General features: G+C 37.8%; 21 protein-coding genes. 17 read left to right on the forward strand and 4 right to left on the reverse strand.

The features are described 5' to 3' along the window. Positions 1–9 precede the first annotated feature (9 nt). Complete coding sequence (locus IGJ11_RS00895; protein ID WP_010720351.1) at positions 10–267, forward strand: GlsB/YeaQ/YmgE family stress response membrane protein; 258 nt, start codon at positions 10–12, stop codon at positions 265–267. 126 nt (positions 268–393) lie between these two features. Next, complete coding sequence (locus tag IGJ11_RS00900; protein ID WP_010736848.1) at positions 394–2,388, forward strand: KUP/HAK/KT family potassium transporter; 1,995 nt, start codon at positions 394–396, stop codon at positions 2,386–2,388. 199 nt (positions 2,389–2,587) lie between these two features. On the opposite strand, the gene IGJ11_RS00905 is transcribed toward IGJ11_RS00900, so the two are convergent. Next, positions 2,588–3,505 carry a hypothetical protein gene (locus IGJ11_RS00905; protein WP_207431821.1) on the reverse strand — a complete coding sequence of 306 codons (918 nt, stop codon included), beginning with the start codon at positions 3,503–3,505 and terminating at the stop codon, positions 2,588–2,590. A gap of 389 nt (positions 3,506–3,894) precedes the next feature. Between IGJ11_RS00905 and IGJ11_RS00910 the strand changes: the two genes are divergently transcribed. Both IGJ11_RS00910 and IGJ11_RS00915 read left to right on the forward strand, forming a co-directional pair. Further along, positions 3,895–5,220 (forward strand): hemolysin family protein, encoded by a 1,326-nt coding sequence (locus IGJ11_RS00910; RefSeq protein WP_207431822.1) that lies wholly within the window; start codon positions 3,895–3,897, stop codon positions 5,218–5,220. 336 nt (positions 5,221–5,556) lie between these two features. Continuing rightward, positions 5,557–6,414, forward strand: a complete 858-nt coding sequence (locus IGJ11_RS00915; RefSeq protein ID WP_063626436.1) for a DUF2382 domain-containing protein — start codon at positions 5,557–5,559, stop codon at positions 6,412–6,414. 122 nt (positions 6,415–6,536) lie between these two features. On the opposite strand, the gene IGJ11_RS00920 is transcribed toward IGJ11_RS00915, so the two are convergent. From IGJ11_RS00920 to IGJ11_RS00930, 3 genes are all read right to left on the reverse strand, one after another. After that, complete coding sequence (locus IGJ11_RS00920; RefSeq protein WP_063626437.1) at positions 6,537–7,922, reverse strand: MATE family efflux transporter; 1,386 nt, start codon at positions 7,920–7,922, stop codon at positions 6,537–6,539. 268 nt (positions 7,923–8,190) lie between these two features. After that, positions 8,191–8,514, reverse strand: coding sequence for a DUF960 domain-containing protein (locus IGJ11_RS00925; RefSeq protein ID WP_010720345.1), 324 nt, complete (start codon positions 8,512–8,514; stop codon positions 8,191–8,193). A 215-nt stretch (positions 8,515–8,729) separates the two neighbouring features. After that, positions 8,730–9,338, reverse strand: a complete 609-nt coding sequence (locus IGJ11_RS00930; protein WP_010736853.1) for a 50S ribosomal protein L25/general stress protein Ctc — start codon at positions 9,336–9,338, stop codon at positions 8,730–8,732. A gap of 327 nt (positions 9,339–9,665) precedes the next feature. Between IGJ11_RS00930 and IGJ11_RS00935 the strand changes: the two genes are divergently transcribed. The 13 genes from IGJ11_RS00935 (at position 9,666) to alr (ending at position 21,933) form a co-directional block, all read left to right on the forward strand. Next, positions 9,666–10,382, forward strand: coding sequence for a 16S rRNA pseudouridine(516) synthase (locus tag IGJ11_RS00935; protein WP_063626438.1), 717 nt, complete (start codon positions 9,666–9,668; stop codon positions 10,380–10,382). 11 nt (positions 10,383–10,393) lie between these two features. Next, entirely contained in the window at positions 10,394–11,089 is a 696-nt protein-coding gene (locus tag IGJ11_RS00940) for a YjjG family noncanonical pyrimidine nucleotidase (protein WP_063626439.1), read from the forward strand. An 83-nt stretch (positions 11,090–11,172) separates the two neighbouring features. Further along, positions 11,173–11,802, forward strand: a complete 630-nt coding sequence (gene udk / locus IGJ11_RS00945; protein WP_010720341.1) for a uridine kinase — start codon at positions 11,173–11,175, stop codon at positions 11,800–11,802. A gap of 144 nt (positions 11,803–11,946) precedes the next feature. Further along, a complete protein-coding gene (locus IGJ11_RS00950; protein WP_010736855.1) occupies positions 11,947–12,546 on the forward strand; it encodes a TVP38/TMEM64 family protein in 600 nt (199 codons plus the stop codon). A 23-nt stretch (positions 12,547–12,569) separates the two neighbouring features. After that, a complete protein-coding gene (locus IGJ11_RS00955) occupies positions 12,570–13,061 on the forward strand; it encodes a GNAT family N-acetyltransferase (RefSeq protein WP_010736856.1) in 492 nt (163 codons plus the stop codon). Between the two features lie 429 nt (positions 13,062–13,490). Next, positions 13,491–14,867, forward strand: a complete 1,377-nt coding sequence (locus IGJ11_RS00960; RefSeq protein WP_207431823.1) for a hypothetical protein — start codon at positions 13,491–13,493, stop codon at positions 14,865–14,867. After that, positions 14,851–15,315: a YaiI/YqxD family protein gene (locus tag IGJ11_RS00965; RefSeq protein ID WP_063627683.1), complete on the forward strand. Its 465-nt coding sequence runs from the start codon at positions 14,851–14,853 to the stop codon at positions 15,313–15,315. The genes IGJ11_RS00960 and IGJ11_RS00965 overlap by 17 nt, the downstream gene beginning before the upstream one ends. 126 nt (positions 15,316–15,441) lie before the next feature. Continuing rightward, complete coding sequence (locus IGJ11_RS00970; protein ID WP_034698720.1) at positions 15,442–15,807, forward strand: DUF2512 family protein; 366 nt, start codon at positions 15,442–15,444, stop codon at positions 15,805–15,807. A gap of 169 nt (positions 15,808–15,976) precedes the next feature. Beyond that, positions 15,977–17,053 (forward strand): D-alanine--D-alanine ligase, encoded by a 1,077-nt coding sequence (locus IGJ11_RS00975; protein WP_010720335.1) that lies wholly within the window; start codon positions 15,977–15,979, stop codon positions 17,051–17,053. Between the two features lie 76 nt (positions 17,054–17,129). Then, positions 17,130–18,482 carry a UDP-N-acetylmuramoyl-tripeptide--D-alanyl-D-alanine ligase gene (locus IGJ11_RS00980; RefSeq protein ID WP_063626441.1) on the forward strand — a complete coding sequence of 451 codons (1,353 nt, stop codon included), beginning with the start codon at positions 17,130–17,132 and terminating at the stop codon, positions 18,480–18,482. Positions 18,483–18,804: 322 nt separating this feature from the next. Next, on the forward strand, positions 18,805–20,316 hold the full coding sequence (gene cshA / locus IGJ11_RS00985; protein WP_010720333.1) for a degradosome RNA helicase CshA: 1,512 nt from the start codon (positions 18,805–18,807) through the stop codon (positions 20,314–20,316). Positions 20,317–20,445: 129 nt separating this feature from the next. Then, complete coding sequence (gene acpS / locus IGJ11_RS00990; RefSeq protein WP_010720332.1) at positions 20,446–20,796, forward strand: holo-ACP synthase; 351 nt, start codon at positions 20,446–20,448, stop codon at positions 20,794–20,796. A 15-nt stretch (positions 20,797–20,811) separates the two neighbouring features. After that, positions 20,812–21,933 carry an alanine racemase gene (alr, locus tag IGJ11_RS00995; RefSeq protein WP_010720331.1) on the forward strand — a complete coding sequence of 374 codons (1,122 nt, stop codon included), beginning with the start codon at positions 20,812–20,814 and terminating at the stop codon, positions 21,931–21,933. The last annotated feature ends 6 nt before the right edge of the window (positions 21,934–21,939 follow it).

A 21,939-nucleotide genomic window follows, 5' to 3' on the forward strand; every position in this document is an offset into this window, starting at 1 on the left:
GGGAACGAGATGCTTTATTTTTTTCTGACTTTGATCGTTGGTGGCGTTTTAGGTCTGTTCGCTGGATTAATCTTAAATGAGGATGTACCTGGCGGTGTCACTGGAAATGTAGTGATCGGTTTTTTAGGAAGCTGGTTAGGAGAATTTGTTCTTGGTGAATTAGGTCCCTCGATCAAAGGATTCTACCTCATCCCTTCATTGCTAGGAGCTCTTTTTTGTCTCGGTGTGTATTCATTTTTAGCAGACTATATCCGTCGACATTACTAAATGAAATCTTGTATAATGATTTGACACTTCGTAGGGGTCTCTAGTTAAGTAAATCACATGAAATAAAAGATCAATGATTTGTGAAGAAAATACGATAGTGAACGAAAGTAGAAAAGAGGGGGACAATTGACAACAAAACACAACACTAAAAAAATTTCAATGGCTGGTCTATTAGTTGCGATGGGCGTAGTTTACGGAGATATTGGAACGAGTCCACTATATGTAATGAAGGCCATCGTAGAAGATAACGGAGGACTACGAGGCATCAATCCTGAATTTGTCCTTGGTTCGGTGTCATTGATTTTTTGGACACTAACATTACTTACCACAATCAAGTATGTGGTGATTGCGTTAAATGCCGATAACCACGGTGAGGGTGGGATTTTTTCTTTATATACACTAGTCAGGAAAGGGAGTAAATACTTGATCGTACCAGCAATGATCGGTGGAGCTGCTCTACTTGCTGATGGAGTATTGACCCCAGCGGTGACTGTCACGACAGCAATCGAGGGGTTAAGAGGTATCCCACAATTTTTTGATCGATTCGGTAACAATCAAAATATTATTGTCATTATTACATTAGTCATCATTTTCGTATTATTTATGGTTCAACGATTCGGTACCGAGATAGTAGGAAAAGCGTTTGGTCCGATCATGTTTTTATGGTTTACTTTTTTAGGTGTGATGGGTTTAATAAATTTCAGCCAAGACTGGACGGTGATCCGAGCGTTGAACCCCTACTACGCGATTCGCCTACTTTTTAGTCCAGACAATCGATTAGGTCTCTTTATTTTAGGAAACATCTTTCTGGCTACGACAGGGGCGGAAGCATTGTATTCTGACTTGGGGCATGTGGGGAAATTAAATATCCGTTTAAGTTGGCCTTACGTTAAACTTTGCTTAGTATTGAATTACTTCGGACAAGCGGCTTGGTTACTGAATATTTATCAAAATCAAGAGGTGCAACAAATCAATAATCTCAATCCATTTTTCCAAATGTTACCTAAAGGTTGGTTGATTATTGGCGTTGGGTTTGCTACGATCGCTGCGGTCATTGCTTCACAGGCTTTGATTACTGGATCATTTACATTGGTATCAGAGGCGATTAAGTTAAAACTCTTACCACGCTTGAAAATCATGTATCCAGGAAACAGTATCGGTCAGATGTATATTCCCGCGGTTAATTTGATTTTATGGTTGGCTTGTTCGTTGATCGTGGTTACTTTCCGAACATCACATCATATGGAAGCAGCCTATGGACTTTCAATTACTGTCACGATGTTGATGACGACGGTACTTCTTTATTTCTATTTAATCCAAAGCAACTATTCCAAATGGTTCGCCTGGATTGTGTCTTTCTTTTTTGGTGCGATCGAGATCATCTTTTTCATCTCAAGTATCGTGAAGTTTTTCCACGGAGGGTTTGTTGCGGTGTTGATGGCGATCATTATTTTAGCTGTCATGTTCATTTGGGAACAAGGAAATATCATCCGTGAGTCTGCTGCGGAAGATGTGGCATTAAAAGATTACATTCCACAATTAGCGGAATTAAGAGATGATCACTCATTGCCACTTTATCAAACTAATGTGGTGTTCTTAGTACCAGATATGGCCGAAGGAAAAGTTGGTAGACAATTTGTCTACTCGATTCTGGACAAACGACCAAAAAGAGCACGTGTATATTGGTTCGTACATGTGGAAGTGACGGATGAACCTTATACGAAAGAATACCAAATCGATATGATGGATACTGATTTTGTCGTACAAGTGAATCTCTTCTTAGGATTCAGAGTACAACAAGAAATCAATGTCTATGTTCGTCAAATCATTCATGATTTGATGAAACAAGGAAGATTACCAAAACAACCGCAGACTTACTCGTTAACTCCGGGAAGAGAAGTCGGTGATTTCCAATTTATCTTGATTGATGAAGTGATCTCAAATGTGACGACTCTCAGCAAATGGGAACGACAAATCATGCAAGCAAAACTTGCAATTAAAAAAATTGCGACCACGCCAGAAACTTGGTTTGGCTTGGAGTATAGTGAAGTAAAGCATGAAACAGTACCTTTACTAATTGGTGTAACAAGAAAAACGTGGTTAAAAGAAAGGAAAAATTAAACTTTAGCGAATAAAGTATTTACGTGAGGTTGTGACAGAAGTGTCTAGCTTTGAGAAATAAGCCGAAGAATCCGAAAATAGTTTCTCATATTTTTGGAATTCTTCGGCTTATTTCCGATAGAGCTACTTCTAGAACACCGTTTATTCATTTTTAGAGCGAAGAGTAAACTTTATGTCCCAGTCCCACTATTTTTAGTGATTAACGTTGTGGAGAGGTTTTATCTTTTTCCGTATTACTTGAAGGCTCGTTAGGAATACTATTTATGGCTTTTTCTGTCAAGTTTTTTATGCAAGATTTATTATGTAAGTCATTTTCCACTGTATTTGGTTTTATGTAAGTATTATAGATATAATCTTTCATATTGTTTCGTGTTTGTGGATCATTTTGGGTACTTGATAGTTTGTCTCTATTTTTGTTGGAATTCGCTATAATATTTGTTTGATTTGCTTCAATTATCTTTTTTGTTATAGTTTCTCGATCCTTTATTTCTGGCGAGTCAAGGTTAGCCATGATAAGTTTGATACTTATGGGCGTATAGCTTAATTCAGCTAAACATTCTAAGGTTTTGCTTAATTCACCTGTGTTAAGCATTTCTTTGAAATTGTCAATAGTTTTCAGTAACTCCTTGTTGGATGAAAAATCGGTTGACTTCTTTGATTTAGAAGCGTTAATTATTTTTTCTGTTTCAGCTATTCGATTGATTGATTTTGGTAACTGAAGGTTAGTCGTGATCATTTTGGTGACCGCTTTTCCATAGCCGAATGTAGCTAGAGCAGCTAAAGTTTCTGTTGGTCCATGAACTTTAAGCATCGCATTCCATATGTTGATAGTATCTAGTAACCTATCTTTGGATATGAACACCTCGGCGGTAGTGTTTTTGTTTGAAGGAAGAACTAGCTTTTTCATAGATGTTCGATTGCTTGGTTTTGGTAACCGAAGCTTATCCGCAATCAATTTGATGTCCGAATTTTTATAGTTGAATGCAGTTAAAGTCTCTAAAGTTTCGTTTTTTCCGTAAACTTTAAGCATTGCCTTCCATGCGTTAATTGTGTTTAGTAATTCCTGGTTGGATGAAAAATCGGTCGTTTCATTTGATTTATCCACATTATTTGGCATAAAATGATCTCCCTTAAATTATTTTTTATTAAATTCATTGTAAAGTAATGATTCGGATATAGGAGATTTTTTTTTTCTTTAATAAGAATTTTTTGGTTTTTTAACAAGAGTTTGCAAGATGTTCACTAAAGTCTAGTAAAAGTTGCCTCTTCTTATTTAAGAATGACAAATATTGCGAAAGTAAAAGAAAAAAATGACATTTAATCACTGATTTATCAATCGTATTTATCAGATAGTTATCGCAAAAATGAAAAGAAAAATCAAAAGTAGGAGACCTTATGTGAAGAAAATCGTTCGTTTAAAAAGACGAAGGAGTTGTTTTTTAACCTATTTTCCCAAAAAAAATTCAAAAAGAGGTACAATGGACATGAAAAGAGAGGTGGGAAGTTATGGTTCTTAATTTTGCCATATTATTTTTGATGATTGCGGTGACTTCTTTTTTTGTAGCTAGTGAATTTGCATTAGTTAAAATCAGACGTTCACGTTTAGAACAATTAGAAAGAGAAAATGTAAAGAATGCCAAATTAGCATTACATGTCACGCATCATTTAGATAACTACTTGTCGGCTAGTCAATTAGGAATTACCTTGACTGGGTTGATCATTGGTTGGGTTGGCGAAGGCTCAGTGGCGGCGTTACTAGAGCCTTGGATCGGTCGATTGCCGTTTAGCTCAGCATTGAGCGGAACGATTTCTGTCGCGTTAGGGTTTATCTTAGTGACATATATCGATGTGGTGATCGGAGAACTTTTACCTAAAAGTTATAGTATCGTGAATACAGAGCAAGTGGTCTTATTTGTTGTACGTCCGTTGCATTATTTTTATAAAGCAATGTTTCCTTTTATTTGGGTGTTGAATCATTCTGCTACGGCTTTAGGAAAAGTATTAGGCGTGAAATTAGTTTCAGAAGGAGAAGAGACATTATCTCAAGAAGAATTGACGTTAGTAGCTATGAATTCTTATGAAAAAGGAGAGTTGACGAAAGAAGAGTACTATTATTTAGAAAATGTCTTTGAATTTGATGATACGTTGGCAAAAGATATCCAAGTGGATCGAACCTCTATGCAGGTTTTTGAAGCTGGTGAGACAGTGAAAGATGCAATTCAAGCTTCTATTCAAAGAGGTCATACCCGCTATCCAGTTATTTCTGGGTCAAAGGATCACATCCTTGGCTATGTTACTTTACCAGATTTGATTAAGCAGTCGTTTAAAGACGATCAATTAACAGTGGATGCGTTGGTGGAAGAACCAATCGTTACTTCAGAAACGATCCCCATCAAAAAATTATTGACGATCATGCGTAAAAAAGGAAAGCATATTGCTATTTTAAAAGATGAGTACGGAGGAACGAGTGGTTTAGTGACGATTGAAGATATTTTAGAAGAAATCGTGGGGGAAATTCGGGATGAAACGGATTTGGATGAAGCATTGATAGCGAAACAAGCAGATGGGAGCTATATTGTTTCAGGAAAATTGACGTTAGATGATTTTGGTCGTTATTTCCACGTTACGATCCCTGAATTTGAAGAGTCTACTTTTATCACACTATCTGGATTTATGTCGAACCATGAAAAAAACATCAAGACAGGTACAGTGATCCAAATTGATTCTTTTCAATTTACGGTGTTAGAATATAACCATACGCATGTGGACTATTTTAAAATCAAAAAACAAGAAATAGCAGAAAACAGTATCGATTCGAATAAAACAGAATGAAGAATCTGGGATAAACAAAATCCTACATTTCACGATCAAAAAAAATGAGAGAAGTAAGACAAAACATTCTAACCACTACCAAAAACGAATAAACCGATGTTTATACTTTCTTTTTGTCCCTTAGTCGGAAGCTTCCTACTCATTTTGGTGGACGGATCTCTTGATCATAAGATTTTAAACGATAGAACTGATGCCAATCCATTCGACTTAGCTGAATGGATTGGCATCTTTTTTACTTTGTAAACCATATATTTGTTCTAAAAAAAAATATCCGATAGAATAGACCTGTAAGCGGAATCACTAAATACAGACATACTATTAACAGGAGGGATTCACATGAATGAAAGAAATCTAACAGTTATTGGTAGTTACAGTACGAGGGAAGAAGCTTTATCAGTGATCGAACAATTGCGTGATGAAGGATACGATCGAGACGATATCATTATCTATACGACAAAAGATGCTGCTCAAAATTTTGGTTTTTCTGGTTTATCAGGAATTGATGTAGAAACGAATGTGGATGAGGTTGAAGGCACGCATGAAGAACGCTCGCTATGGGAACGGATCAAAGATACGTTCACTTCTAACACCTATGAGGAAGATTCGTATACAGAAAAAGCGGATGATTCTGTTAACGATGATCCATTGTATTCATACAAAGAGGATATTGCCGCTGGGAAAATAGTGATTACGGTTAAAGATTACAAAGCGCCAAATGAAGCAGTTGTTGAAAACGATCGGACTCAAAATATGCCCGATCCAACGGATACACTAAATACAAATAATGAAAATATTCAACTCAAAGAAGAACAGTTAGATGTCAATACCCATGACGTGACAACTGGGGAAGTTGATATCCATAAACACGTTGTTAATGATACTAAAACAGTGGAAGTCCCTGTGAAGCGTGAAGAAATCGTTATCGAAAGAAAACCAGTAAATGCTGAAGCAAGCGATAATATTTCAGATGATTCTTTGGAAGACGAAACGATTACAATTCCTCTTAAAGAAGAACAAATTGATGTCAATAAACATACTGTAGTACGTGAAGAGGTAGGTATTCACAAAAAAGAGCATGAAGATATGAAACAAGTGACGGAAGAAGTAAGTCGTGAAGAGTTGGATATTGATACAAAAGGAGACGTTCGAGTAGAAGATACGGATGAAAATACTCGTAAAAATGATCATATATAATAATTGATCGCTAAAATCATCTAACCAGACTCCTTCGTTTTTTGAACGGAACATCATGTAAATTGCTAATAAAAAAGACATTTCTGCTTATCTGATCGATGAGAGAAATGTCTTTTTTTCTTTTATTGGATACTATTGTACTGGATTTCAGGATCATCCATAGCGTATTGTTGTTCATTCTCGAAAGATTTAAGTTGTTTCATTGAACGCAAGTAAGAGTATAGTAGAACAGCGACAGATCCTGCCCAAGCAAGTGGTGAAGCAGCTGCAGCACCCGTATAACCAAGTAAACCAGTTAAAATGATTGCTGCAAATGAACGCATGACTAATTCCATCATTCCTGCGAGTGTTGGAATCTTACTTTGACCAAGTCCTTGTAGTGTGTAACGTAAGATAAATAAAATCGCTAAGATCCAATATAAGGAACCATTGATATTGAAGTAAGTTTGAGCTAATTCAAAGACACGAGTCTCTGTCGGTGAAACAAACAACTGCATAAGTGAATGACCGAAGAAAATCACGATCGCACCTGCAACAACACTAAAGCCAATACTCATCATAAGTGTTTGCTTAACACCTTTTAAAATTCGACCATATTCTTTTGCACCATAATTTTGAGCAGTAAATGTTGCAATAGCAATCCCAAAGGACATCATTGGTTGGTTAGCAAATTGGTCAATTCTGCTGGCTGCTGCTTGAGCGGCTACGACATCTGTTCCTAAACTGTTCAACGCAGCTTGAAGGACGATGGCGCCAATGGCGATGATGGATGATTGAAAAGCCATTGGAAGAGCAGCGTTTAAATGAACACGAATCTCTTCTTTATCAAAGTGAAAATCTTTTTTACGTAATTGCAACAAAGGAATTTTTTTCTTGATATAAACTAAACATAGTAGGCTTGAGCAAACTTGGGCAATAACCGTTGCAATTGCTGCGCCTTCGACACCCATTCCAAAAGAAATGATGAAAATCAAATCAAGCACAACGTTGACAACCACTGCAATAATCAAAAAGAAAAGTGGTGTCCGGCTATCTCCAAGCGCGCGAATAACATTTGAAAGCAAGTTAAAACTCATAGATGCGAAAATCCCTAGTAAGATGATTGAAATGAACGTTTGTGCTTGGTCAATAATCTCAACGGGCGTTTGCATCAATTGCAGCATCGGGCGAATAAATACTAAACTAAGGACGGTTAATGCAATAGTGACAACCAAACTGATAACAACACTTGCAGCAAAACTTTTCTTAAGACCACGATAATCTTTTGCACCATAACGCTGAGCTGTAATGATCGCTAATCCAGCAGTAAGACCTTGAGCGAAGCCAAGGATTAAAAAGGTCAAACTTCCGGTTGCACCAACAGCAGCCAGCGCATTTTTCCCTAATGTTTGACCAACGATGATCATGTCGACCATGTTGTAAAATTGCTGAAAGACATTACCAATAAGTAAAGGAACGGTGAACATTAAGATTAGTTTAGCTGGACTTCCTTTTGTTAAATCGCGCATTTTTTAAACTCCTTATTGTCTATAAAATTTAGTTAGTAGTATATAGTGTTTATCCTGAGATTACTAGGTAAAAATGAAATAATTTTGATAACTTTCAATGTATTGCAGATTCATTTTCAAAGATATTTTCAATGATGTGCATTATAAAACAAGCCAAGAATTGAATCGCTGAATAAATTCAAAGAATGAAACTCAAAGAATAAATTCAAAGGATCAACTACTTGGCCTGGGCGTACAAATCAAAAGGGACAACGAATGGTTGTGAACCTTAATACTGTCTTATCTCGCTGGGTAAAAGAATGGTTTCTCTAGTACCATCATCATAAGCATATACTTGGCTTGGAAAACTTGATGAATAGTGAAACGGTAAATCGATTCCCATCTCAACATCACTACCAGCTTGCGAAAAATGCATAGTTACTTTTCCATTATTGTCGATTAAATCAAAGGCTAACATATTATCTAAGGGGATGACTCCCTTAAGGTCTAGGTCAATAATAAACCAGATACTATCAATCAGTTCATCTGGTAAACTTGATACAACACCTACAGAGGCATACCGGTTACGACTACTGTCAAAACTTTCAAACATCTGTTTAACCTCCTTCGTTTTATCGAATAGACATGTTTTATTTCTTCATTTAGGATAAACGATTTACTGTAACGATGGTTCATTCTAATAGACTTTTTTTAAAAATGCAACAAAAATCGTGTACTTTTTTTCAAAGTATAAGTTTTTTTTAAGGAGAGAAAAAAACGTGCCAAAAGCGAAGGTTACCAACGCTTTTGACACGAACAAGTCACTTGTTATTCTTCCGTTGAACCAATAACTTCTGGTTCGCTTTCTTCATCAGTAGTTTCAGCTTCCTCAGTTGGAGCTGCTACTGCAGCAATTTGTTCTTCACCATCAGAAACGACTTTATAATCGTTGTTTTCAGGTAGATCGGCTACTGTGATTGCATCGCCTAGATTTAGGTTTGTTACATCAACTTCGATACGTTCTGGTAAGTTGCTTGGTGTAGCAGAGACGATCACAGTGTAAAGGTTTTGTGCTAAGACACCACCAGCTTTTACACCTGCAGCTTCGCCAACAAGAACGATTTCAGTTTCGACTTCAGTTTCTTCTGACATGTTCACAGATAGAAATTCCACATGTTCAAAATGGTTGGTAAAGGTATTCGTTTGGACTTTATGAACCAACGTGTTGACTTTTTTTCCATCAATCGTCATTGTGATTACTGTATTTGCGCCATTTTCACGTAATAATTTACTGAATATTTGTCCATCAATAGCAATCGGAGTACTTTCAACATTGTACCCATAAACAATAGCTGGAACTTTACCTTCATGACGCAATTTATTTCTCAATGAACGGGGACGTACTTCTCTCTTACTTACTTCTAATGATACTGACATAACCAAAATTCCTCCTTAAAATGTGACTGTCGGCAACGTAGACCAACAGATTTTATTTAAGTGAACTTTCGACGGCTATTCTCGTGCACATTATTGGCTAGGGCGCTTAAAAAACGCAAAAAGGTAGATGCGCGCATCTACCTTTAGAAAGTCAGGATTCAACTTTTCTCCACCAGGTCATTACGCTGTGTATGAGAAATCCAATTCACTTTACTCTTTAACCGTAGCGCGAATCTGAATTTAAGTCAAGGAATAACAATGGCTTTCTTATTTGCATCTACTCTCTTTCGGGTTATAATGCTTGTTAGGCTAAGAAAGGAAAGCACCATGCGTTTAGATAAATTAATTGAAGAAACTTTACAAACGACTCGAAAAGAGATGAAGCGTTTATTTGCATCAAAACAAGTTAAAATTGATGGTTGTGTCGAATTTTGCCAAAACCGAAATGTGGATAGTTTGATCCATGAGATCGAAATCTCAGGTAAGCGTTTAACGACAAACGAAGTCTATTACTTATTGAATAAACCGAGTGGTGCTGTGACTGCAGTTAAAGACCGAACAAAAATGACCGTGTTAGACTTGATTGCTTCAGCGGATCGAACGAAGCCGCTCTATCCCGTCGGACGCTTGGATCGTGATACCACAGGACTACTATTACTGACATCGAATGGTCAGTTAGGATATGAAATGTTGCTGCCTGATAAAAAAGTCTTCAAAACTTATGAGGCGCAGATCAATGAACAAGTGACAGCTTCAGATATCGAAGCTTTTCAAGCAGGAATTGTTTTTGAGGGTGGCTATCGTTGTTTACCTGCACAATTAACAATCATGGAAACATCCAAAAACAGCAGTCGAGTACGAGTAACGATACAAGAAGGAAAATTTCATCAGGTAAAAAAGATGTTCCTTGCACGTGGTAAAAAAGTGACAAAGCTAAAGCGACTAATGATGGGACCTTTGCAGTTAGATGAGCAACTTGCTGAAGGTGCCTATCGTTCACTGACATTAACCGAATTAAAGCAATTGAAAATATATTTTAAATAGGAGAGAAAAAAATGAATTATCATACTTTATTATTCGATGTAGACGATACGTTACTTGATTTTCAGATGACAGAAGCAAAAGCATTAAATGAATTATTTGCAGAGCAAGGAATTGAATTGACACCAGAAGTGAGAACAAGTTATAAGGCATTAAATCATCACTTATGGCGTGAATTTGAAAAAGGGAATATGACGAGAGAAGAGGTTACCGGGAGTCGTTTTGGACTACTATTTCAACAATTTGGTAAAACAGTTGATAGTTTAGCTATGGAGAAAAGATACAGACATTACTTGAATCAGGGGCATGATTTGATTGAGGGAAGTCATGAACTGCTTCAGACGTTATCTTCACAAGCGGATCTTTATATTGTGACAAACGGGGTATCGAAAACGCAATATCAACGTTTGACTGATGCGAAAATGTTGGGCTATTTCAAAAAAATTTTTGTTTCAGAAGATGTGGGCGCCCAAAAACCAATGAAAGAATTTTTTGATCATGTCTTTTCACAGATTCCTCAATTTGAAAAAGAAAAAACAGTTATTATTGGCGATTCATTGACCTCAGATATTAAAGGAGGGAACTTGGCAGGAATTGATACGATTTGGTTTAACAAAAATCGGTTGCCGGAAATTCCAGAAATCGTACCGACTTATCGTATTGATTCGTTAGCAGAACTTTATCCTCTTTTGGAAATCGAGAAGCATTAATTTTCAGAAAAATATAGCATTTTCGTGTATTTTCGCTATAATAGATAAGAATGTAAAAACGGATATGAAAGAGGTTTTAGTCAATGACAAAAAGCAAGCCAATTATCATTGGTGTGACGGGTGGATCAGGAAGCGGTAAAACAAGCGTAAGTCGTGCCATTTTCAATAATTTCCCAGACCATTCCATCATGATGCTTGAACAAGATTCTTATTATAAAGATCAAAGCCATTTGAGCTTTGAAGAACGATTGAATACGAATTATGATCATCCCTTTGCCTTTGATAATGATCTGCTGATTCAGCACGTGAAAGAACTACTGAACTATAACGCCATTGAAAAACCAGTTTATGATTATGTTGCACATACAAGAAGTCAAGCAACAATCATCCAAGAGCCTAAAGAAGTAATTATATTAGAAGGCATTTTGATTCTAGAAGATGAAAATCTACGTGACTTGATGGATATCAAAGTATACGTAGATACAGACGATGATATCCGTATCATCCGCAGAATCAAACGAGATATGGAAGAACGTGGCAGAACGTTGGATTCCGTGATCGAACAATATTTGACTGTGGTTAAACCGATGTATCATCAATTCATCGAACCAACTAAGCGTTACGCCGATATCATCGTGCCAGAAGGTGGCGAAAATCACGTAGCGATCGATTTGATTACGACGAAAGTTGCTAGTTTTTTGGATCATAAATAAAACAAAGAAACCAATAGGATAAGTCGAAGAATCATGAAAATAGGAGAAGCTATTTTCGATTCTTCGACTTATTTATCAAGTGAAACGTTTACTTTTGCAACGATTCTTAATGAAAAGTAGCGCTAAAAGGTGGAGAGACTGAAAATGAACAATCACAATCATTTACATAAATATATCCGAATAATCCCGATTATTGGCTTATTGTTCTTTTTGGTGTTAATCATTTATGCTTATCAACATGGGATCTTTCGATCAACCACTTCTTTGCAACGCTTTATCCAACAATTTGGGGAGTATGCAGTAGTGATTTTTATTCTCCTGCAGATCATTCAAGTGATTATCCCAATACTACCTGGAGGAATTTCTTCAGTGGCAGGCTTGTTGATGTTTGGGAATGGCTGGGGATTACTTTATAGCTGTATTGGATTGATTATCGGTGAAGCCATTGGTTTTTTATTGGTTCGTTATTATGGCGTTAGTTTTGTACAACTTATTTTATCGCCCAAAAAGTACCAAAAATTCGACCAATTACTGACACAGAAAACGAAGGATATCAAAAAAGTACTGTGTTTGACCATGTTGATTCCTTTTGCGCCTGATGACTTGGTTTGTCTGGTCGCAGGGTTAACTAAAATATCTTTTAAGGAATATATCCAAATTGTCCTATTATTGAAACCTTGGTCTGTCGGTGCGTATAGTTTGATTATGTTGTATCTGTTCCAGAAAGCACAAGGAAATTTTTAGCAGTAAGAGAGGAAAGAAAAAGAATGTTAGAAAAAGTCAAGGTAACCTCAACTGAAATTGACGAGTTGGTATCAGTGATCAAGGAAGTTTGGCCAGAAGCATTTGTTCCGATCATTGGGCAAGCACAAGTGGACTATATGTTGGCTACCTATCAATCAAAACAACAGATTGAAAAAGAAGTGGCGGAAGGTGTGCAGTATTTTCTCTTAAAAGAGCAAGGGCAAACGGTCGGATATACCGCCTATGAGGTAATAGCATCCAAAATATATTTGAGTAAGTTATACTTAATGAATCAATTCAGAGGGAAGGGATTGACGTCGGCTCTTTTTCAGTGGTACGAAACTATCGCTAGAGAACAAGGAATCAAAGAGATTTTTCTACGTGTCAATCAAGGCAATGCTCAAGCCATCGCCGTTTACCTTCATCAAGGTTTTGAAATGGCTGGTGAACTGATCTCGGATATTGGTCAAGGATTTCAAATGGTCGATTATCAAATGAAAAAAAGACTCGCATAACTTTGGGATATGTGTTAAAGTAACGACATGCGACGGGTCGAGAAGGCCTCTGGTTTACAGATGCGCCTAATTGATTTTGGAGACACAAGATCATGATGTGATCACTTGCCGGAATGCAAGGGTGTCGGGCAAGACTTTTGTGGAGAAGGGCTTGTCTGCTTGAGTTCACAAAAACTCAAGTACCAGTAAGATAGGACATTAGTCAGAAGAGATTCTGGGTAATGTCCTATTTTTTATGGGCAATCTTTCGTGGTTTGTTTTGGCTTGAGTGTTACTATTACTGACAAGAAGACGTGTCGCAATAGGTTATCGCTCGTTATAAGTCGAAATTCTTAGTTGAGAGTATCGGCTAAAATTGGTTTCTACTTATGATTAATGCTAGAATGAATGAAAAATAAGTTTTGTAATTACTCGCTAAGGAGTTTTTTTATGTTCGAGAAAATCAAACAATTTGGTCGTAATTTTACGCAATCAACACCTTTTATTTTAGCTAATACGGTTATATTTATTCCTTATCTTTTATTTCTGAATTTGAGCGATGGGGCTAACTGGGCTTCGATTTTACCGTTTACCTTATTTTATACTTTCCGTATGACGGGATTGTTTTTGATCCGCAGTATTCGTTTAGGTCTAGATAGTTATACATTACTGATGATTGCTCTTTTGATGGGAGGGGCGGGTTCGTTATTAGGGATCTTTGGTGTGCTCTATTTCCCCTTGTTTTATTTGTCTAGTATTTTATTGGGATTTAGTGCAGCTTGGCTACTTCCAGCAAATGTGACTGTTAATTACCATGAAAAGCGACAGGGTTTTACGAATATGACAGGCAAAAAATATATCTTTGCGCTACTATTATTGGTTTTGCTTTTTCGCTCGATCGAGTTGTCAGGTACGACCCAAATCGTTGTGACGTTAGGGCTGTATACATTGTTTTATATCATGGCTTATCACACCATCAGCCATTATCCTAGGTATGAATTGGATTTTAAAGAGATGAAAACAACGATTTTTGTCACGAAAGAATTTGTGCTGTTTCTTGTGTTTTTTGTCTTATTGTTTTTGCTTCGAAATGCACGCTTGCTCGTTGAGCCAGAACTGTTTGATCTTACAATTTATGTTTTTCTCTTTTTATTTGTTTTAGCCGCTTTTTATTTAGGGCGAGGCAAAAAAAATTGGCAGTTTCCAAGTTGGCTCAATCTCATGAATTTTTTGAGTGGAATGGTGGGGAACTTTCTCTTTTTGTTTAGTACATTTTATGTAGGAGTTTTGTATGGATTTGATCATTTAGCCACTTATATGTATCTACCTTATATTGCTGGAATGGTCGTCGCTAAGCTGATTGGTAATCGTATCTTACGTAGTTTCCCCTATCCTCCGGTGATCGTCCAGTTGATCGGACTATCTCTCTCTTTATTGATTTTATTGATCCCGACTGCGTTTGTGATTGGATTGTTTTTCTTAAGTTTTTGTCATGCTGTGATCAGCGGTTGGTTAAATCGTGTGTGTTATGACACTGATACGGATATTCCCATGGATCAACGAGTCATCATTAAATTTACGACACAAAACAAAGGGAGTGTGGTCCATCAGTTTCTCTTGATGGGGCTATTATTAGTTCTTACCCGTTGGCTAGAACTACCTGTTGCAGTGCTGTTACAGTTGACTGACAAGTTAAGAGTTCCTACGATCAGTGTGCAATTAATGGAATACGCTAAGTGGGGGAACATCAGCTGGTTACTCCTTGGTGTGCTGGGTGTTTATCTATTATGGAAACGAGAGGTGCGGCATCATGCGAATACTGATTGATGGAGATGGTTCGCCGGTTAAGGAAGATGTAATTGAAATTGCTGGTTTGTATCAAGTGGAAGTCATGATCGTGACGAGCGTGGCTCATTACACCCATAAAGAATATCCAGCGTATGTTCATTTTGTGTACGTTGATCAAGGCGCAGATAGCGCAGATTACCGCATTGTGGGCTTGATTCGCAAAGGAGATATTCTAATCACACAAGATTATGGGTTAGCTTCTTTAGTTTTACCAAAGAGGGTACGAGTGTTTCATCAAACGGGTAAAGAATTTAGTGCAACAACGATTGACTCCTTGTTAGAACAACGTTACCAAAGTGGAAGGTTGCGCAAAGCAGGTCTGCGGACTAGAGGACCTAAACCTTTTACCCCTCAAGATCATCAAAACTTTAGACAGGCATTAATTCAAGCACTTGAACAAGTCAAGTTATCTTCAAATAATGAGTAGCGACAATAGTTTTGTATTCCCCTCAATTAGTACGATATCTTTGCTTGTATTGTCTTTAAAATGATAAAATAATTAAAGATATTTTATTATCTAATTTTTTTCTAATCTGAGAGGAGAGAGTGGAAAATGAAACATGTAAAAGCATTAATTGTAAAAGCAATCATGATTTGGGCGATTTTATGGATCGTATTAACAGGATTATACGGAGTTAGCTTCATGGATTCGACAATTGTTGGGGTCATTATCGTTGTGATGATTTATGTATTAGGTGATTTACTCATTTTGCGAAAGGTGGGGAATATTGCGGCGACGATCGCAGATGCCGGTTCTTCCGCAGTCATTTTGTGGGTATATCTTTATTTTATGAATGATATGACGAACATCTGGATGAAAGTTTTGATTCCTGCTTTATTAATTGGCATAGGAGAATGGTTCTTCCATAAATGGTTGTTAAATCAAGGGATTGTCCCTGATGAACGAAAGATGGAATAGATGAAAAACAACAATCGAAAAAGAGGCGCAGGCAGCGATGCCGTGCCTTTTTTCTTGATTTAACAAATAAGTTTATCGACTTTTTGAAAAATAAGCTGTTTGATTCTTTTGATTTTGTGCTAAAATATGAAGTAAAAGTGAAAGATATTGGATACGGGAGGACAATCTTTTGAAGATTACTTTACTATATGGTGGACGCAGTGCAGAACATGATGTTTCAGTTCTTTCAGCGTTTTCAGTCTTAAATGCTATTTATTATACGTACTATCAAGTTCAACTGATATTTATCAGCAAAGAAGGTCAATGGGTGAAAGGCCCTTTGTTAACAGAGAAACCAGCGAGCAAAGAAGACTTACATTTGACATGGGACCCAAGCGGAAAAGTGACAGATGGCTTTACGGGAAGAGTGATCAATCCTGGAGAAATCAAAGAAGAAGGAACGATTGTTTTCCCTGTCTTACACGGACCTAATGGTGAAGATGGAACGATTCAAGGATTTTTGGAAACATTGAACTTGCCATATGTCGGCGCTGGCGTTTTAACAAGTGCTTGTGCAATGGATAAGATCATGACCAAATACATTTTGCAAGCGGCAGGGGTGCCACAAGTTCCTTATGTCCCTGTTTTGAAAAATCAATGGAAAGAAAATCCTAAAAAAATCTTTGATCAATGTGAAGGGTCTTTGCTTTACCCAATGTTTGTCAAACCAGCAAATATGGGTTCAAGTGTAGGGATCTCTAAAGCGGAGAACCGTGAAGAGCTGCAAAATGCGCTTGCATTAGCTTATCAATATGATTCTCGTGCGATCGTTGAGCAAGGGATCGAAGCACGTGAAATTGAAGTAGCTGTTTTAGGGAATGAAGACGTGCGTACCACATTACCTGGTGAAGTAGTCAAAGATGTTGCATTCTATGATTATGATGCGAAATACATCAACAATAAGATTGAAATGCAAATCCCAGCTGAAGTACCGGAAGAGGTCTATCAAAAAGCGCAGGAATATGCAAAAATTGCGTATACAATGCTAGGTGGGAGTGGCTTGAGCCGTTGTGATTTCTTCTTGACGAATAAAAATGAACTATTCCTAAATGAGTTAAATACAATGCCTGGATTCACGCAATTTAGCATGTATCCATTATTGTGGGAAAACATGGGCTTGAAGTATGGCGATTTGATCGAAGAATTGATTCAATTAGGAATCAATCGTTTTAATCAACGACAAGGTTTTTTTGAAGCAAACGAATAGACAATTAAAAATAGAAGCTGGAGCGAATGTCATTCACATTTGTTCCGGCTTCTAAATGCGAAAAGGCGGGTTTTTTATGAAACTAACAGTACAAGAAATCGCTCAAGCTGTAGGAAGCGTAATGAATGATTTAACGGAAATCACAGGTGTGGAGTTCGATAGTCGCAAGATTGAAAAAGGTGGGTTGTTCGTGCCGCTAAAAGGAGCAAGAGATGGACACGAATTTATCCAACAAGCCATGGATAATGGAGCGGTTGCTACTTTTTGGAGTCTGGAACCTACCAAAGCACCTAGTGGGATTCGAGTGATTCTTGTGGATGATCCACTAAAAGCAATGCAAGATCTGGCGAAGTACTACCTAGCGAAAGTTGGGGCTGAAGTGGTGGCAATTACGGGAAGTAATGGGAAAACAACGACAAAAGATTTGACTGCTTCAGTTTTAGCTCAAAAGTACAAAACCTATAAAACACAAGGAAATTACAACAATAATATTGGATTGCCTTATACGATTTTGCACATGCCGATGGATACCGAAAAAATCGTTTTAGAAATGGGGATGGATCATGCCAGAGAGATCACTGAGCTTTCTTTGATTGCCCGACCTAAAGTAGCGGCTATTACGATGATTGGTGAAGCACATATTGAAAACCTTGGCTCACGAGCAGGAATCGCGCAAGCAAAAATGGAGATTGTTGATGGTTTGAGAGAAGATGGGCTGTTGATTATCCCAGAAGAAGAACCATTATTGAAACCTTTGACTGAAAGTTTGACCCAAAAAATTGAAACGTTTGGATTAAATACAGGGGAGCTACAGGCGGAGGTAACGAGTGAAGAGAAAACAGCCACACATTTTATCATCAATGATGAATCGTTCATGATTCCTCTTCCTGGAAGTTATAATGTCACCAATGCGTTGATTGCTTATGCTGTCGGGCAATTTTTTGGTCTGCCAAAGGAAGCCATCCGTCTAGGTTTAGCAAGTGTCACAGTGACGCAAAATCGTACGGAGTGGCTAAGTGCTGGAAATGGTGCGGGGATTCTAAGTGATGTCTATAATGCGAATCCTACAGCAATGGGATTGGTCTTAGATACTTTTGCCAACTTACCAACAAAAGGGAGAAGACTTGCTGTACTTGCGGACATGCTGGAATTAGGACCAGATGCTTTGAAGATGCACGCAAGTATGGCTGAACATCTTGATCCAGCTGATTTTGCGGGAGTCTATTTATATGGGTCCCAAATGAAAGCATTATATGAAAAGTTGAACGAAAAGTATCCAGATTTATACGTACAATATTTTGAAACAGATAAAGAACAACTCATTGCAACGGTGAAAGAAGAAATACGTCCGGAAGATAGCATCGTTTTAAAAGGAAGCAATGGAATGGGATTGATTGATGTCGTTAAACAATTGCAAGGAATGAAATAATAAACTGCAAACTTGCAGAAAATAAGAAATTATGCTAGAATAACCTATTGCCGAAAGATGAAGAGAAATTGGACTGGTTCTTTCGTTTATGTAAATTGCTAGAGCCAGATGTCATAACAATGATAAAGCTGAACGCGACCCGTTTGGCTTTTCTAATGCCTAAACTTCGCAAAGTGATTTTTCGGTGGTGCCACAGGGGCTAAGAATGAGTAAAAACGTACGTGGCCACTGTCAAAAAGAACCAAACACTTTGACCGAACAATCGACGGGGTAGCAAAAATTAAGCTACATCCTCAGTTAACAACCATATAGGAGGATTCATTTGAAATTTAAAGAATTAGAATTATCACCAGAATTATTGAAATCAGTAGAGCGTGCTGGTTTTGAAGAAGCAACACCGATCCAGTCAGAAACAATCCCTTTAGCATTGTCTGGAAAAGATGTGATTGGACAAGCACAAACAGGGACTGGTAAGACGGCTGCTTTTGGTTTGCCGATGTTAGAAAAAATCGACACTAATCGCCACGAATTGCAAGGGTTAGTCATTGCACCGACACGTGAATTAGCGATCCAAACACAAGAAGAGCTTTATCGTCTTGGTCGTGATAAAAGAGTACGTGTACAAGCTGTTTACGGAGGCGCTGATATCGGTCGCCAAATCCGTGGATTGAAAGATCGTCCACATATTGTCGTAGGAACACCTGGACGTATGCTGGATCACATCAACCGCCACACATTGAAATTAGGAACAGTGGAAACATTAGTTCTAGATGAAGCAGATGAAATGTTGAACATGGGCTTTTTGGAAGATATTGAAAGTATTATTTCAAAAGTACCTGAAGAACGCCAAACATTATTATTCTCAGCAACAATGCCACCTGCAATCAAAAATATCGGCGTGAAATTCATGAAATCACCAACACACGTGAAGATCAAAGCGAAAGAAATGACAGCTGACTTAATCGATCAATATTATGTTCGAGCAAAAGAATACGAAAAATTCGATATCATGACACGTTTGTTCGATGTCCAAACACCAGAACTTACGATTGTTTTTGGTCGTACAAAACGACGTGTTGATGAATTGGCACGTGGATTAGAAGCTCGCGGTTATCGTGCAGAAGGAATCCATGGGGACCTTTCACAACAAAAACGAATGAGTGTTTTACGTTCATTTAAAAATGGTCATTTAGATATTTTAGTTGCTACGGATGTAGCTGCACGTGGTTTGGATATTTCAGGCGTGACTCACGTCTACAACTATGACATTCCACAAGATCCAGAAAGTTATGTTCACCGTATCGGACGTACAGGTCGTGCGGGTAAAGGCGGGATGTCAGTGACATTCGTTACGCCAAACGAAATGAGTTACCTACATGTTATTGAGAACTTAACGAAAAAACGGATGGCTACTCTACGTCCGCCAACTGAAAAAGAAGCATTCAAGGGACAACTAGGTGCTGCAGTGGAACAAATCGAAGCTAAGCTTGAAGAAAACGGCTTAGACAAGTATTTGCAAACAGCAGATAAATTGCTTGAAGAGTATTCTGCACAAGATTTAGTAGCTTTGTTACTAAAAACGACTGCGAAGGATCCTTCTGATGCAATACCAGTTAAAATCACTCCAGAACGTCCATTGCCAATGCAGAAAAAAGGCTATAATAAAAATGGCAAACGTGGCGGCGGAAATAACCGTAATCGACGCGATAATAACAACTACCGTGGCAACAAATCAAAAGGTGGCTACAGTAAAAATAATAACCATCAAAAAGATGGCGGTAAGCGTCAAAACGATAAAAAACGTGGATTTGTGATCCGTACAAATAACGATTAATAATAAATGATAAGCTTCTCTTTTTTAAGAGGAGCTTTCTTTTTAGTTATTTATGGACATATTGGTGGTAAAATACCGAGAATTTGGTAGAATGAGAGTGTTCTAAAATTTTTGAAAAGAGTAGAGTCTATGATTAAAGGAATTGGGATTGATGCAGTTGAGTTACCAAGGATTGCAAAGATCATCAAAGAAAAACAAAATTTTATCGACCGAGTGTTGACGCCAAATGAAATCGAGCAATTTCAAATCCTGCCTTTTCACCGACAAGTAGAATTTCTCGGAGGGCGTTACGCTTGCAAAGAAGCTTTTTCAAAAGCGTGGGGAACTGGTATTGGTAAGGTGACGTTTCAAGAAATTGAAATTTTAAAAAATGATGCAGGACAACCTGTAGTCACAAAATCACCTCATTCAGGTACTTGTTTTGTTAGTATCACGCATACGGATGAATTAGCGTTTGCACAAATTATTTTAGAAGATTAGAAAGAAGGAAAAATCATGGTTGTCGCTTGGCACCGACCTACAAGAGTCATTATACATACAAAAGCTATTACTGAAAATGTCAAAAAAGAATTAGCTAGATTACCAAAAGGAAAAGAGCTATTTGCTGTAGTCAAAGCAAATGGTTACGGGCACGGAGCAGTCCAGACAGCAGAAGCTGCACTGGCTGGAGGTGCTACTGGATTTTGTGTGTCTAATCTAGACGAAGGGATTGAATTGCGGGAAGCGGGATTCACACAACCTATTTTAGTGTTGAATATGATTCCCATTGACGCATTGACTTTAGCGGTTGTCCATGATTTATCGATCACTGTAGGAAACAAAGAATGGTTAGAACAGGCTGTTGAATATCTGCAAGAAAGAAAGCTGAAACATGCGTTAGCACTTCATTTGAAAGTTGATACCGGCATGGGACGGATTGGTTTTTTGACACCTGAAGAAGTCGTAGAGGCAGTTTCATTTATTCAAGAAAGTGCTGTATTGGAATGGGAAGGGATTTTCACCCATTTCTCAACGGCTGATCAAGCGGATGAAACGTATTGGCAACAGCAACATCAACGTTTTATAGAGACAATCGATGCATTGCCTGCTTTACCTAAGTATGTTCATGTAAGTAATAGTGCTACTGCTTTATGGCATGATGAAAAAATTGGTAACATGATTCGTTTTGGTGTAGCAATGTATGGGTTAAATCCTTCAGGGCATGCACTGCCAGAACCGTATCCATTGGAACCCGCACTAGAGTTAGTTTCCGAGTTGATCCAAGTGAAACGTTTGGCTAAAGGTGAAGGCATCGGCTACGGGGAAACCTATATTACCGATCAACCAGAGTGGATCGGGACGATCCCGATTGGCTATGCGGATGGCTGGTTACGAAACATGCAAGGCTTTTCCGTCCTAGTGGATGGAAATTTATGTGAAATTGTCGGACGTGTGTGTATGGATCAAATTATGATCCGTTTACCTCAGGAAGTTCCACTGGGAACAAAGGTTACTTTGATTGGTAAAAATCAGGAAAAAGAGATATCGATGCAAGCAGTAGCGGATCAATTAGGTACGATCCACTATGAGGTAGCCTGTGTACTAGGAACGCGCATTCCTAGAGAATATGAAGAGTAAGGAGAA

Source organism: Enterococcus sp. DIV0691, assembly GCF_051711145.1.
GTDB lineage: Bacteria > Bacillota > Bacilli > Lactobacillales > Enterococcaceae > Enterococcus_B > Enterococcus_B hirae.